Genomic DNA, 14190 nt, shown 5'->3' with positions numbered 1-14190 from the left:
GCTGCGCACCGTGATCGTCGCCGCATCGCGCGATCTCGTGCCGCCCGCTGCGGGACGAGCGTGACCGAGGTTGCGGGTGCCCACACCCGCGCTCATCGCGGACGTGGGCACCCGGACCCGGTTCTCACTCGTTGAACAGCATTTCCGCCACGTCGACCGCACCGTTGGTGATGCCGAAGTCGTTGGCCAGGTCGGCCTGCCACTGCAGCTCCTCGATGACGAACTCGCCGCCGAACCGGGGTAGGTGCATCCGGTTGAGCACGTCCTCATCGATCTCCGTGTAGGTGCCAGTTATGCGTCGAACCTCGTCGGGGTTCTCGTCGGCGTAGGTCCGGGACTCGTCGAGCGCGGCGACGAACGCCTCGACGGTCTCGGGGTTGTCTGCCTGGTACTGCTCCGTGGTGAAGTAGCCCGCGACGAGGAAGTTCGGGTCGGTCTCGACCCAGTGCCATAGGACGACCTCGGCACCCTCGTCCTCGGCGAAGGTGACGAATGGCTCGACGACGACGCCTGCATCGACCTGCCCGTTCGCCACGGCTGCCGGCATCTCGGGCCACGGGATCTCGACCCACTCGATAAGGTCCGGATCGCCCCCGTCCTCCTCGACCGCGTGGCTGATCGTCATGACGAAGTTGTTCGCCAAAGTGTTGGTGGCGATCGTCAGGCCCTCCAGGTCGGCGGCACGTTCAATGTTGGCTTCGGGCAGGGCGACGACCCCGGCTGCGTCGTCGCCCTGCTCGCCCGTGGTGAAGACGCCCGGACTGACGGAGAGCAGCGGGAGATCCTGGCTGACGGCGTTCACCTGCGAGGTGAAGTTGGAGAATCCGAACTCGTTCTCGCCCGAGATCACTGCCGGGATGAGTGCCGCGCCTCCCTGCCCGGTGACGAGCTCGACGTCGAGCCCTTGCTCCTCGAAGAACCCCTGCTCGACCCCGAGGTAGATCGGGGCGACGTCGACGATCGGCAGGACTCCCACGGTGATCTCGGTGAGCGCCTCCGAGGCGCCGTCGCCACCCTCGCTGCCACCCTCGCCCTCGCCGCCGCCTTCGTCGGCGTCGTCAGTCGTGGCGTCGTCATCGCCTCCCCCGCAGGCCCCGAGCAGCAGGGCGGCGGCCGTCGCGACGGGGAGGATTCGCATACGCATTCGTGTGTTCATGGAGTGACTTCCTTGTCAGGGGGAGATGAACGGGAGAAAGAGTGGCTTGAGTTCAGTCGGTGGCGGCCTTGAGGACGGATCGGACGTCCATCGGGGTCCACCAGGGCGTGAGGCCGAGGTCCTCGGCGATGACGCGCGAGGCGATGTAGCCACCACCTCCGGAGATACCGCCACCGGGGTGGGTGGGAGACCCGGCCATATAGAGGTTCTCGATGGGCGTGCGGTAGCCGAAGTGGTTCCACATGGACTGCTCGCCGGCGAAGGAGCCGACGAAGATGTCGCCGTTCACCATGTTCGTGAACTCGCGGTGGTAGTCGTTCGCGGTGTAGGTGTAAACGTGCAGGATGTTGTCAGGCGTCAGGTTTGGCGCGTACTTCCGCCATTCGTCGAGCACCTTCTGCGCGATGTCTGCCTTGACGGCCTCGATGTTGTTCGGGTCCCCGCCGGGTGCGAACGGCATCGGGTACCAGGCGTAGGCAGTGTGATTGCCGGGGGGTGCCTGGCTCGGGTCGAACTGGGTGATGTGCCCGGTTCCGAACGAGACCAGGTCTGGGATCTGGCCGGCGGCCACCTGACTGTGCAGGCCGAACAGGTCCTCCATCGTCTCGGCGCCCACGTTGTACTTCAGCGACTTGTTGATGTTGGGGTTGAAGTCTGCTCCGACGTACTGCGGAGCCTCCTTGAGCGCGAGGTGAACGCCGAACAAGGTCCAGGCGGTCTGCTTGAAATTGTCGACCTTGGTGCGGTACGCCTGCGGAAGCTGGTCCTGGCCGACGAGCTTCGTGAACGTCTGGGGGACGTCGATCGTGCTGGCCACGAACTGGCGGGCCTTGAAGGAGCGCCCGTCCGAGAGCTCGACGCCGGTCGCGCGTCCGCCATCGACCACGATGCGCGAGACCTCGGCGTGGTTGATGAACGTGCCGCCGGCCTGGAGGAATCGCTCGTGCAGGCCGCGCGCGAGGTTCCAGCTCCCGCCGACGCACACCTGGTAGCCGGCGCTGAGGTCGAACCCTCGGACAGCCGAGCCCATCGGGCTCTTCTCCGAGACGGCGTCGTAGAGCACGGTGCCGAACAGAGAGAGCTTGAACAGCATGAGGAGCTGGATCCGCTCGTTGTCGAACAGCTCCTTGACGAGGTCGAGCGGCTGGTGGTCGATGATCTCGAGGAAGTCCCGGCCGATCGCGGTGCGGGAGAGGAGCTCGTTGCGCTCCGCCTCGGCCAGCGGCTCGGAGTAGCGTTCAGCGAGGAACACCATGTTACTGATGGCGTCGGCGCGTCGGTTCCAGTCGCGGAAGGTCTCGGCGTCCTTCTTGGACATCTGGGCTAGGGACGCGATGGTCTCCTCGGCGTCGCGGGAGATGACGAGCGATGTGCCGTCGAGGTGGGGTTGGGCGAACTCGTAGCGCGGCGTCACGTAGCGGACCGTGTCCGCAAGTCCGAGGTCCGTGAACCAGGGGCTGTCCGTGATGTTGAAGTGGTTGATCGAGTGCGGATTCTGGTAGAAGCCCGGCGGCCCCGGCTCGACCGTGCTCAGGCCGCCGCCGAACATGTTGCGCCGCTCGAGCACAGCGACCTTGAGCCCGAGCCTGGCCATGTAGGTCCCTAAGATGAGGCCGTGCTGACCCGAGCCGATGATGAGTCCGTCGTACATGTCCGTCATGTCGGTCAGTTCTCCGTCCGGATGAAGATGTTCTTGGTCTGGGCGTAGGAGTAGAGCTCGCCGAGGTCCTCCTCGCGCCCCACGCCGCTGTTCTTGGCGCCCCCGAACGGCGCACCGGGGATGTGCTGCGAGCTCGCGTTCACCCACACGTAGCCGGCCTCGAGGTCGCGCACTGCCGCGGTCGCGATGTCCAGCGAGGACGTCCATACGCTGGCGGTCAGTCCGAGCGGGAGCGCGTTGGCGTGGGCGATCACGTCTTCGTAGGTGTCGAAGGGGACGACGGCGAGGACGGGGCCGAAGATCTCCGTGTCGAGGATGCGGGAGTCGTGGGCCGCATCCGGGAACGAGAGCACCGTGGGTCGGACGAACAGACCGGACTCCGGCAGTTCCCCGTCTCCGGCGATGACCCTGGCGGCGGGGTCCTCCCGCCCCTCCGAGATGAACCGGCTCACGCGCTCGTGGTGCGACCGACTGACAAGGGCACCCATCTGCGAGTTCGGGTCGAACGGGTCGCCGACTACGAAACTGTTGAGCGCCTCGCTGAGCCCCGCCTCGACCTGCTCCACCAGAGAGCGGTGGACGAACAGGCGGGAGGTCGAGCCGCAGGACTGGCCCTGCCAGGTGAAGTTCATGCCATTGATCGCGCCGCGGACGGCCTCGTGGACGTCGGCATCGGGGAAGACGATGAGCGGGTTCTTGCCGCCGAGTTCAAGGGTGACGACCTTGACGACCTCCGACGCCGCCTGCCGCTGGATCTGCAGGCCCGTCTCGACGCTGCCGGTGAAGGCCACACGCGGTACGCGCGGATGCGCGGTGAGGCGGGCACCGACGTCGGCGCCAAGACCGGTGACGACGTTGACCACGCCCGCGGGCAGGATCTCCGCGGCCAGCTCGCCGATCCGGAGCGCGGAGAGCGAGGTGTGCTCCGACGGCTTGAGCACGACGGTGTTGCCGGCTACGAGCGGGGCACCGACGCCGCTCGCCGCGAACATCAGCGGGTGGTTGAAGGGGACGAGTCGGGCGACGACGCCGTACGGCTCCATCCGGGTGAAGTCGATCCCGCCGTCGGCGGGGATGGACTCGCCACGCAGCTGGAGGGCGAGTCCCGCGTAGTAGCGCAGGCGCTGGACGGCGAGACCGACGTCCTTGCGTAGGAGGTGGAGCGGGGTGCCGTTCTCCAGGGCGTCGATCGCCGCGAGCTCCTCCCCCGCGGCCTCGACGGCGTCGGCCAGCCTGGAGACCAGCCGGCCGCGTTCGATCGCGGGCACCCTGCGCCACGCGGCGAAGGACGCGTGCGCAGACTCGACGGCGCGGTCGACGTCGATGCTCGTCCCGTGGGGGAACGTCGCGACGATCTCGCCGGTCGCCGGCGCGACGACGTCGAGCTCTCGCCCGGACTCCGACGGCGTCACACGCCCGTCGATCACCATCCCCCAACGGCGCCGCACCAGTGCCCGCGCTTCCTCCAGGGTCGTCATCGACCCACCTCCGGTTCATCGAACGCGATCTGTTCGGCTAGACCGAACCTTGTACCGCTTGAACGAACATGCGTTACCGTACGCATCGAGAACAGCGACGTCAACCACATCTGAGCGACGCCGCCACAGCACCGCTCAACGACGGGAGACACCATGACCGCGACGACGCACGACGCCGCATCGGGCGGCGACGCTCGCACGGGCGCGCCACCGCCCTTGCCCCTCGAGGGGCAGGCAGCGATCGTCACCGGTGGCGGGCAGGGCATCGGCCGCGCGTTCGCCCATGCGCTCGCGAACGCCGGCTCAGCCGTGGCCGTGGCGGACGTCGACGAGCGGGCGGCGCGTTCCGTGGCCGCGGAGCTCGCCGGCCTCGGGAACGGCTCCCTCGCCATACAGGTCGACGTCACCGACGAGGAGGCCGTCGCGATCGCCCTTCGCCGGGTGCTCGATGAGTTCGGCCGGATCGACACCCTCATCAACAACGCCGCGGTGTTCTCGAGCCTGACGATGAAGCCGTTCGAGGAGATTGCCGCCGACGAGTGGCGTCGGGTGCTCGACGTCAACCTCACCGGAATGTTCCTCACGACCCGCGCGGTCGCACCGGTCATGCGCGCGCAGCGGCGCGGATCGATCATCAACGTGTCGTCCGGGACCGTGCTGAACGGACGGCCGCTCTACCTGCACTACGTGACGTCGAAGGCCGGCGTCATCGGCATGACCCGGTCGCTCGCCCGCGAGCTCGGGACCCACGGCGTGACGGTCAACTCGATCTTGCCGGGCTCGGTCGACACCGGGATCGAACGCGCCTCCGCCCCGCCGGGCCCGAACGAGGGGATCCTCGCCGCACAGTCGCTCAAGTGGCGGCTTGGACCGGACGACATCACCGGCACTGCGGTCTTCCTCGCGAGCGACGCGGCTCGCGCCATGACCGGCCAGAGCCTCGTCCTCGACGCAGGATCGAGCTTCGTGTGAGCGCCGTCGCCGGGCCGGTCGAGCTCACCCTGGCCATCAACGACTCCGACCAGATCCGCGACCTGGCGACCGGACGGGTGCGCGTCGAGGGCGTCTCGCTGCGCACGGTCCACCACCCCGTCGAGGAGATCTTCTTCCGGCACACCCGGCATCGGGAATGGGACGTCTCCGAGCTCTCGATGGGTAAGTTCGTCGCCCTACGCAGTCGCGGGGACGACTCGCTCGTCGGGCTGCCCGTGTTTCCGTCGCGCGCGTTCCGCCACTCGGGCATCTTCGTGGCAGCCGACGGCCCGGTGGACGCGCCCGAACGGCTTGCCGGCGCGAGGATCGGGTTCCCCGAGTGGACCGTCACCGCCACGATCTATCAGCGCGCGCTGCTCCAGCACGAGTTCGGCCTGGACCTCACGGTGATCGACTGGGTGCAGGGCGGGATCAACGCACCTGGACGGATCGAGACCCTTCCGGTCCAGGTGCCCGAGGGAATCCGCATCCGCCCGGAGCGGGAACGCACGCTCAACGACCTACTGATCGACGGCGAGCTCGACGCGATCATCGTGCCGCACCCGCCGGAGGGCGCCACCGACGGAAGTGGGAAGCTCGTGCAGCTGTTCAGCGACAGCGCGACCGTGGAGGCCGAGTACTTCACTCGCACCGGGATCTTCCCGATCATGCACGTGGCAGTCCTCGACGCCACCGTCCACGAGCGCCACCCATGGGTGGCGGGCAACCTCGTGTCGGCCTTCACGAGGGCGAAGAACAACAGCCTCGCTCGGCTGCTCGACCCGACCGCACCGCAGTTCCCGCTGCCGTGGGGCGCCGACAGGGCGAGACAGGCTGCCTCCGTCGTCGGGGATGACTTCTGGCCCTACGGCGTGGCAGCCAACCGCACCACTCTCGAGGCCTTTCTCTCATACACCCACGAGCAGCGGCTGACGGAACGGCGGCTCGCGGTGGAGGACCTGTTCCCGGCGTCGCTACTGGAAACGTTCCGGGTGTAGGTCAGCGTCCGGCGGGCAGCAACTCGCCGATGCGCCGGGCGGCTGTTGCGAGGACTGCGGCTCGAGTGGGCGCCATGTCCTCGCGGAGACGCGCGGGCGGCGCCGACAGGGCAAGGGCAGCGAGCGGAGCGCCAGCAGCGTCCAGCACCGGGACCGCCACGGACGCGACGTCCTCCTCCGTCTCTCCGAAGCTCGTCGCGTAACCACGGTCGCGAGCCTCGTCGAGCAGGTGCTCGATACGTGTAGCGTCGGTGATGGTCCGGCTCGTCACAGCCGTCCAACCGGATCGGGGCGGACGACGTCGATCGTCGTCGTCGGGAAGGAACGCAAGCGCGACGCGTCCGGCGGCCGTCGCGTAGGCCGGCAGGGTGCCGCCCGTGCGTATGCCGACTCGGAGGGTGCGCGAGCTCTCCACGGAGTGGACGAAGAGGATCTGCGTGCCCTGCAGCACCGAGAGGTGCACGGTCTCGCCCAGCTCTTGAGCGAGGTCGACCATGATCGGGGCTGCTACGGACCGCAGGTCGAGACCGTCCACGAGCGTGACGGCAAGACCGACAAGGGCGGGCCCCGGGCGGTATGCGCGTCCCTCGTCCTGGACGGCGAAGTCGTGTGCGCTGAGCACCTGAAGGAGCCGATGGGCGGTCGACCGCGCGACGCCGAGCTCGGCCGCGGCATCAGTCACCCGTACGACCTGCTGGCCCCGGAACATCTCGAGAAGGCGCAGCGCGCTACCGACCGAACCCGTCGAGGCACGCGAACCGCTGCGCACACCGTCCACCCCGTCGTTCGGCGTCATCTGTCTCCCTTGCGTATTCGGCACAGCGGGCCGCCGTGCTCTCGCCGAGCGTAATGGCGCTGATCGCGCAGCATCCGGTCGACGATGCTTCAGAAGCCAGACCCGTCGGAGGTCGAGCACTGTGCGAACCTTGCCTACGATCTCGACGCGCGAGCTCTCGGGGTTCTCTCGAACCTTCACCGGACCGACATCGCGGGCCTGACCTCCTGGAACGTGCTGCACGACTACGTCGCGCCCCCTTCCGGAGGGCGTCGGCTCGACGACGTGCCGGCCGAGGTATCTCTGGCCACGCCGGCGCCGGGTGGAGGACACGCGCACTCCTGCTTTCCCGTCGTCTTGAACGGCACCTCAGGGGTGGATGTGGTCTCGTACAGGCCTAACCTTGACCATGAGCACTCTCACGACAGACCACCTGCTCGCCCTCGAGCATCGGGGCTGGGACGCCCTGTGCAGCTCGACCGGCGGGAGCTTCTACGGCGAGCTGATGACTCCCGAGGCCGTGATGATCCTCGTCAACGGCATGGTGCTCGACCGGGCGACCGTCGCGCGGTCCCTCGACGAGTCACCTCCGTGGTCCTCCTACTCCCTCACGGGGGCGCGCGTCGTGCCGACGGGCGAGCGGTCGGCCGCCCTGGTCTACACGGCGACGGCGTCCCGTCAGGGCGACGAGACGCCCTTCGTCGCCCTCATGGCGAGCCACTACTGCGTGGTCGACGGTGAGACGCGGCTGGCGCTCTACCAGCAGACGACCGTCACGCACTGACCAGCGGCAGGTCCTCGGCGGCTCTCCCGCCGCAGCCCGTACTCGCAGTTTGGGCAGCGGAAGCGGCAAGGGGTTACGGCTCGAGCGTGCCCCAGCGCTCGATCGCGACCCGCAGGTCGTCGTCCTCGGCCGCCGCCTCGTGGACGTCCAGCCCGGCGACGGCGGCCTCGATCGCGGCGTGCATCGCCCGCACCCCGGCCGCCGCTCCGCCGGGGTGGCCCTGGATGGCACCCCCGACGCCGAGAACCACGTCGGCGCCGACCTCGTCGACGTAGCGTCGGACCGTCCCCGGGTGAACGCCACCGCCGATGATCGGCGCGGTGCGGCGCAGTCCCGGGCGGTCGGACGTCAGCTCGGCCGCGGTGCGCCGGTAGGCCACGGGTGAGATCGGGTAGCCGCCGTACGGGGTGTTGACGAGCGAGAGGTCGGCCCCGGCCAGTCGTGGCAGCAGGCCGTTGGCGAGGTCCGAGGACATGCCCGTCGTCGGGTTCTCGTAGTACGGCGCAGAGCCGGCGAAGTGGCCCAGCACCGGGACCTCGACGGCCTCGGCGAGCGCCTGCATCGAGCCGTAGCCGGCGTTCGCGTAGGCCACCATCACGCCCTCGGCGCCGGCGTCGACGGCCCGCCGGGCGGTGTCGAGCATCCGGTCGGGCCGGTCGGTGACGTTGACGAAGTACAGGGCGCGCCGACCGGTCTCGTCGGCGGCCCGGTCGATGGCCGCGGTGTAGGCGCGGACGCGGTCGACGACCGGGGAGAACTCGGTGTTCCCGAGCAGCTCGTCGTCCTTGATGAGGTCGACGCCGCCGAGCGCGGTGCGGTGGACGATCTCCGCCCCGGCCTCCGGGGTCAGCCCGGTGCACGGCTTGACCATGTTGAGCAGGAGCGGGCGGTCGTGGATGCCGACGCGCTCGCGCAGACCGTCGATCCCGTGGCGCGGGCCGGCGAACCGGGCGAGCAGGTCGGGCGGCAGGTCGAGCCCGACGAGCTTGGCCTGGACCGACGTCGACGCGTCGTTGCCGATGACCGTGGTGAGCAGCTGCGGGATCGAGTCGCCGACGTTGACCGACGGCACGGCGATGGTGGCCAGGTACCAGCTGCCGGCCGACCCGTTGTCGACGAGGTCGGCGGCGGGGACCGGCTGAAGGTCGAGCACGCGGGCCTCGTGCGCCGCTCGGAGCTCGTCGGTCAGGCCGGGCACCGGCAGCCAGGTGCCGGTGGACTGCCCGACGGCGAACCGACGCACCACCTCGTACGGGTCCGTGCCGGCGTCGATCCACAGGACGTAGGACGCGCCGACGTCGCTCATCGCGGGCTCCTCGCCGTCAGCTCGCCGCTCAGCTGGTCCGCGAGCGCCTCGAGCACCACGGCCACCCCGTCCTCGCTGTTGGCGGGGGCGACCGCGGACGCTACTACCTTGACCTCCTCGCGGGCGTTGCCGACCGCGACCGGGATGCCGATGCGCGTGAGCCAGGGGACGTCGTTGCCGCCGTCGCCCATGCCGAGGACCGCCCCGGCCGCGATGCCGTACCGCCCGAGCAGGTCCTCGAGGGCGTGCCACTTGTTCGCGTCCTCGGCGACGAACTCGAAGAACTCGTCCATCGATCGTGTGCCGCGGGGGTTCCTGGCAAGGATCACGGGGGTCGCGGCGTCGAGCTGCGCGGCGGTGCCGAAGAGCATCGTCTTGGTGACCACCGGCGGGACCGAGCTCGTGTCACCGACGACGACGCCGTCCTCCCCGAGCATCCGGAGCATGTCCGCGCAGTCGCCCTCGCGGCTGACGTAGATGTCCGTCGTCGTCCACCACGTGACCTCGAGGCCGAGCTCGGTGCCGAGGTCGAGCAGGTCGCGCACCTCGCCGCGGTCCATGGGGCGCAGCGCGACGTCGGCGTTGGTGACCGGGTCGAACGTGATGGAGCCGTTGTTGCTCGCCACGAGGTTGGTCAGGCCCAGCCGCGTGGCGAGCTCGAGGGTGTTGCGCCGCGCGCGACCGGTCAGCAGGAACACCGGCACGCCCAGCTCGGCGACCCGGGAGATCGCCGCCGCGGTCCGGGCCGAGACGGTGTGGTCGTCCCGCGAGATCGTGCCGTCGACGTCGAGCCCGACGGCGCGGACGCCGGCCAGGGTCTCTGGGGCGAGCATGTGAACCTCCTTGGTCACTCCCACGACGACAGGCTAGGCCGTCGCTCCTGCGCCTAGACAACCATAGACAGGCGTTGACATGCCAGGTCGGACGCACCTACCTTGCGTTCGGACGCAACGAGGCGACCGCCATCGACAATGAGGTGAGTGAGCATGGCCAGGTACATTCTCGGGATCGACGAGGGCACCACCAGTGCACGGGCGTTCGTCATCGACGACGACACCAACGTGGTGGGATTCGCCCAGGCGGAGATCACCCAGCAGTACCCACGACCGGGCTGGATCGAGCACAACCCCAAGGAGATCCTCAGTACGCAGCTCGAGTCGATCCGTGCGGCGCTCCGGGACGCGAACCTGCAGCCCTCCGACCTCAGCGCGGTCGGGCTGACCAACCAGCGCGAGACCGGCATCGTCTGGGACAAGGAGACCGGGGAGCCGATCTACAACGCCATCGTGTGGGCCTCCCGCCACTCGGTGGAGGTCGTGGAGAGGTGGGTCGCCGACGGCCTCGGCGACCTCATCCAGCAGCGCACCGGCCTCATCCCGGACGCCTACTACACGGCGTCGAAGATCCGCTGGATCCTCGACCAGGTGCCCGGCGCCCAGGCGCGCGCCGAGGCGGGCGAGCTGCTCGCCGGAACGGTCGACACCTGGCTGATCTGGAACCTCACCGGCCGCAAGGAGTTCGTCACCGAGACGTCGAACGCGTCGCGGACCATGATGATGAACCTCGAGACGCTCGACTGGGACGACGAGCTCCTCGGCCACTACGGGATCCCCCGCCACATGCTCGCCCGCATCGCCTCCAGCGGCGAGGTCTTCGGCGACATCAGCGCCACCTTCGGCGCGCCGGTGCCGATCGGCTCCAACCTCGGCGACCAGCAGGCCGGACTGTTCGGTCAGGCCGCCTACCGCGAGGGCCTGTCGAAGATGACCTACGGCACGGCCGGCGTGCTCAACATCAACTCCGGCTCGAAGCCGCGCCCGATCGAGGGGCTCACCCCGTCCGTGGGCTGGACGATCGGCGGGGAGACGACCTACGAGATCGAGGGCGTCCTGTTCGCCATGGGCAAGACGATGCAGTGGCTGCGCGACGACCTGCAGCTCATCCACTCGGCACCGGACTCGGAGTGGTACGCCGGCCAGGTGCAGAGCACCGAGGGCGTCTACCTGGTCCCGGCGTTCACCGGACTCGCCGCCCCCAACTGGGACCCGCACGCCCGCGCCGCGATCATCGGCATGAGCAACGCAACCACGCGGCTGCACGTCATCCGCGCCGCCGTGGAGTCGATGGTCTTCCAGACCCGCGACGTCGTCGAGGCGGCCGCCAAGGGCGAGCTCGGGGTGAGCATCTCCGAGCTGCGCGTCGACGGCGGCGCGGTACGCAACAACCTGCTGTGCCAGATGCAGGCGAACATCCTCGGCATCCCGGTGGTGCGCCCGAAGAACGCCGAGGCGACGATCTTCGGCGCCATGCTCCTCGCCGGCCTCTCGACGGGCATCTACGCCGACCTCGAGGAGCTGGAGTCGAAGTGGGAGGTCGACCAGGTCTTCGAGCCGACCATGTCCCGCGACCAGGCCGACTCGCTCTACGAAGGCTGGCAGCGGGCGGTCGAGCTCACCAAGGGCTGGAACCGCCCCCGGTCCTGACCAGGAAGGCACTCAGCAGGAAGGCACTCAGATGCGCGCACTGGTCAAGTACGCGTCCGGCCCCGGGAACGTCGAGCTGCGCGACGTGCCAGCACCGACCCTCGCCCCGGGCACGGTCCTGCTCGACGTCGACGCCGTCGCGGTCTGCGGCACCGACCGGGCGGCGATCGAGGGCGGTCACGACTTCCGTGTGCCGCGCATCCTCGGCCACGAGGTCGCCGGCACCGTCGCGGAGATCGGTGCCGGCGCGGACCGTCCGGACCTCGCGGTGGGCGACCGGGTGACGGTCGAGACCGACGCATACCTGTGCATGCGCTGCGCGTACTGCCGGGCCGAGCAGTACAACCGGTGCCCGCACCGGCTCGGTATCGGCACCACCACCGACGGCGGGCTCGCCGAGCAGCTCGTCATGCCGTCCCGGGCGCTGCATGCGCTGCCCGAGAACGTCTCGCAGGTCGTGGGGGCGCTCACCGAGCCGACGGCGGTCGCCGTGCACGGGGTCGTCGAGCAGAGCCCCTCCCTGGCCGGCGAGGTGGTGGTCGTCGTCGGCCCGGGGGCGGTCGGCATGCTCACCGCCCAGGTGGCCCGGGCGGTCGGCGCCACGGTCGTCCTCGTGGGCCGAGCGCGGCACGCGGACAAGCTCGCCGCGGCGAGTCGGACGGGTATCCAGCACGCCGTCGACGCCGACACCACCGACCTCCCGGAGCTCGTCTCCCGGCTCACCGGCGGCTACGGCGCGCACAGCGTCTTCGAGTGCAGCGGCGGCGAGGGCGTGATCGAGTCGTTGCCGCCGCTGCTGCGCCGCGGGGGCCGGATCGTCCTGCTCGCCTTCTACCGGACCCCGCCGACGCTCGACATCGACCGGGTGACCAACCACGAGCTGGAGGTCGTGGGGTCCCGCGGCAAGCGCGCCTCGAGCTTCCGCACGGCGCTCCGCCTCATGGCCTCAGGCGCGGTCGACCCGGGTGCGGTCGTCGAGGAGGTGCTCCCGCTCGAGGAGTGGGAGCGCGGGATGGAGCTCGTCGGACGGGGAGCCAAGGTGGTGCTCCAGGTCCGCTGAGCGGACCGCCCGGCACACGGCAGCATGGCGAGGGGCCCGACCGGTCGGTCGGGCCCCTCGCCATGTCCACCCGTCACACCAGCATGGTCAGCGGATTCTCGAGGAGCTCGCGGAGCCGGGCGAACCAGGTGGCGGCCAACGCCCCGTCCACGGGCCGGTGGTCGACCGACAGGGTGAGTCCGACGACGGTCGCCGGCTCGAGCCCACCCTCGTCGGTGACGGCCGCGATCTTCCGCGCGGCGCCGACCGCGAGGATCCCCGCCTGGGGCGGGTTGATGATCGCGGAGAACTCGTCGACGCCGAACATCCCGAGGTTCGTCACGGTGAACGACCCGCCCTCGAGCTCGTCCTGCTTGAGACGACCCTCGTTCGCCCGCTGCGCGAAGTCCTTGACCCGGGCGGAGACGGTCGTGAGCGGGAGCTGGTCGGCCCCGCGGATCACCGGGGTGACGAGGCCCTTGTCGCTCGCGATCGCGACGCCGACGTCGGAGCGCTCGTAGGACCGGACGTAGTCGTCCGCCCACGTGACGTTGACGTCCGGGACGTCCTGCAGCGCGCGGGCGACGGCCTTGACGAAGAAGTCGTTGACCGAGACCCGCACCGGTGCGCCCTCGTTGATCTCCGCGCGGAGCGCGAGCAGCCGGTCCACGCGCACGTCGCCGCGCAGGTAGAAGTGCGGGGCGACCTGCTTGCTCTCCTGCAGGCGGGCGGCCACGAACCGGCGCAGCCGGCTGTGCGGGACATCCGTGTACCCCTGCGCACCCGCCGCGGCGGGTCCCGCCGGTGCCGCTGCTGCCGACGGAGCTGCGGCGGCGGGTGCCTCCGCCTGCTGTCTCGCCTGCGACAGCGCGGCCTCGACGTCCTTGCGGACGATACGGCCGCCCGGACCGGTCCCGGTGAGCGCACGGATGTCCAGGTCGTTCTCCCGGGCGATCTTCCGGGCGATCGGGCTGGAGAAGATCCGCCCGTGCTCGTTGCCGCCGGTCCCCCGCCCAGTGGCCGGGGCCGTGGGAGCCGCCTCGGCCGGCGCCGGTTGCCCCGACGCGGCCTGCGCGTCCGCCGCCGCGGGCAGCGCGGCGGGCTCGGCCCCGTCGGCGTCGGTCTCGGGGGCGATCGCCTCGGCGGGCACCTCGACGTCCGTCGGGGCGGAACCGCTCGGGGCGGCCTCGTTCGCGGCCCCCGGGCTCGCGTCGTCGCCCTGCGCTGCGCCACCGGCCGGCGCGCCGCCGAGCTGCGCGAGCAGGTCCTCGGCCGCGGAGGCGTCCTCGCCGACGTCGAGGAGGACCGCGATGGGGTCGCTGACCCCGACCGTGGCACCGCCGTCGACCAGGAGCGTGTGGACGACCGCGGCGTCGTCGGCCTCGATGTCGACCACGGCCTTCTCGGTCTCGACCTCGGCCACGACGTCGCCGGCGGCGACGGTGGCCCCGGCCTCGATCGACCACTGACTGAGTATCGCGGCGTCGGCGTCGGCGGAGACGCCGGGCATCCGGAGGAACTTCGCCATGAGTTCTCGCC

General features: G+C 70.1%; 12 protein-coding genes. 5 read left to right on the top strand and 7 right to left on the bottom strand.

The annotated features are described in order from the left end of the window. Window positions 1–124: 124 nt before the first annotated feature. The 3 genes from AC24HA_RS08985 to AC24HA_RS08975 form a co-directional block, all read right to left on the bottom strand. Entirely contained in the window at window positions 125–1138 is a 1014-nt protein-coding gene (locus tag AC24HA_RS08985; RefSeq protein WP_425708945.1) for an ABC transporter substrate-binding protein, read from the bottom strand. A 70-nt stretch (window positions 1139–1208) separates the two neighbouring features. Then, complete coding sequence (locus AC24HA_RS08980) at window positions 1209–2816, bottom strand: phytoene desaturase family protein (protein WP_425708946.1); 1608 nt, start codon at window positions 2814–2816, stop codon at window positions 1209–1211. A 5-nt stretch (window positions 2817–2821) separates the two neighbouring features. After that, window positions 2822–4294, bottom strand: coding sequence for an aldehyde dehydrogenase family protein (locus AC24HA_RS08975; RefSeq protein WP_425708947.1), 1473 nt, complete (start codon window positions 4292–4294; stop codon window positions 2822–2824). Window positions 4295–4447: 153 nt separating this feature from the next. Here AC24HA_RS08975 and AC24HA_RS08970 point away from each other — a divergent pair, with 153 nt between their 5' ends. Both AC24HA_RS08970 and AC24HA_RS08965 read left to right on the top strand, forming a co-directional pair. Continuing rightward, the gene (locus AC24HA_RS08970; RefSeq protein WP_425708948.1) at window positions 4448–5266 is read left to right on the top strand and encodes an SDR family NAD(P)-dependent oxidoreductase; all 819 of its coding nucleotides are present in this window, start codon (window positions 4448–4450) and stop codon (window positions 5264–5266) included. Next, window positions 5263–6264 carry a substrate-binding domain-containing protein gene (locus tag AC24HA_RS08965; RefSeq protein WP_425708949.1) on the top strand — a complete coding sequence of 334 codons (1002 nt, stop codon included), beginning with the start codon at window positions 5263–5265 and terminating at the stop codon, window positions 6262–6264. Before AC24HA_RS08970 ends, AC24HA_RS08965 begins: the two co-directional genes overlap by 4 nt. Before the next feature lies 1 nt (window position 6265). On the opposite strand, the gene AC24HA_RS08960 is transcribed toward AC24HA_RS08965, so the two are convergent. After that, window positions 6266–7060, bottom strand: a complete 795-nt coding sequence (locus tag AC24HA_RS08960; RefSeq protein WP_425708950.1) for an IclR family transcriptional regulator — start codon at window positions 7058–7060, stop codon at window positions 6266–6268. Between the two features lie 388 nt (window positions 7061–7448). On the opposite strand from AC24HA_RS08960, the gene AC24HA_RS08955 reads away from it, so the two are divergent. Next, the gene (locus AC24HA_RS08955; protein ID WP_425708951.1) at window positions 7449–7823 is read left to right on the top strand and encodes a nuclear transport factor 2 family protein; all 375 of its coding nucleotides are present in this window, start codon (window positions 7449–7451) and stop codon (window positions 7821–7823) included. Window positions 7824–7896: 73 nt separating this feature from the next. On the opposite strand, the gene AC24HA_RS08950 is transcribed toward AC24HA_RS08955, so the two are convergent. After that, the gene (locus tag AC24HA_RS08950; RefSeq protein WP_425708952.1) at window positions 7897–9129 is read right to left on the bottom strand and encodes a RuBisCO large subunit C-terminal-like domain-containing protein; all 1233 of its coding nucleotides are present in this window, start codon (window positions 9127–9129) and stop codon (window positions 7897–7899) included. After that, a complete protein-coding gene (locus AC24HA_RS08945; RefSeq protein ID WP_425708953.1) occupies window positions 9126–9962 on the bottom strand; it encodes an HAD hydrolase family protein in 837 nt (278 codons plus the stop codon). Before AC24HA_RS08945 ends, AC24HA_RS08950 begins: the two co-directional genes overlap by 4 nt. 153 nt (window positions 9963–10115) lie before the next feature. Here AC24HA_RS08945 and glpK point away from each other — a divergent pair, with 153 nt between their 5' ends. Beyond that, window positions 10116–11612, top strand: a complete 1497-nt coding sequence (gene glpK, locus AC24HA_RS08940) for a glycerol kinase GlpK (RefSeq protein ID WP_425708954.1) — start codon at window positions 10116–10118, stop codon at window positions 11610–11612. Window positions 11613–11643: 31 nt separating this feature from the next. Further along, on the top strand, window positions 11644–12672 hold the full coding sequence (locus AC24HA_RS08935; protein WP_425708955.1) for an alcohol dehydrogenase catalytic domain-containing protein: 1029 nt from the start codon (window positions 11644–11646) through the stop codon (window positions 12670–12672). 73 nt (window positions 12673–12745) lie between these two features. On the opposite strand, the gene AC24HA_RS08930 is transcribed toward AC24HA_RS08935, so the two are convergent. Then, entirely contained in the window at window positions 12746–14179 is a 1434-nt protein-coding gene (locus tag AC24HA_RS08930; protein WP_425708956.1) for a 2-oxo acid dehydrogenase subunit E2, read from the bottom strand. Window positions 14180–14190 lie beyond the last annotated feature (11 nt).

The sequence above is a fragment of the Georgenia sp. Z1491 genome (genome assembly GCF_057652395.1).
The sequence above is the reverse complement of the archived record's forward strand: the minus strand, read 5'-3'. Positions and strand labels throughout refer to the sequence as shown.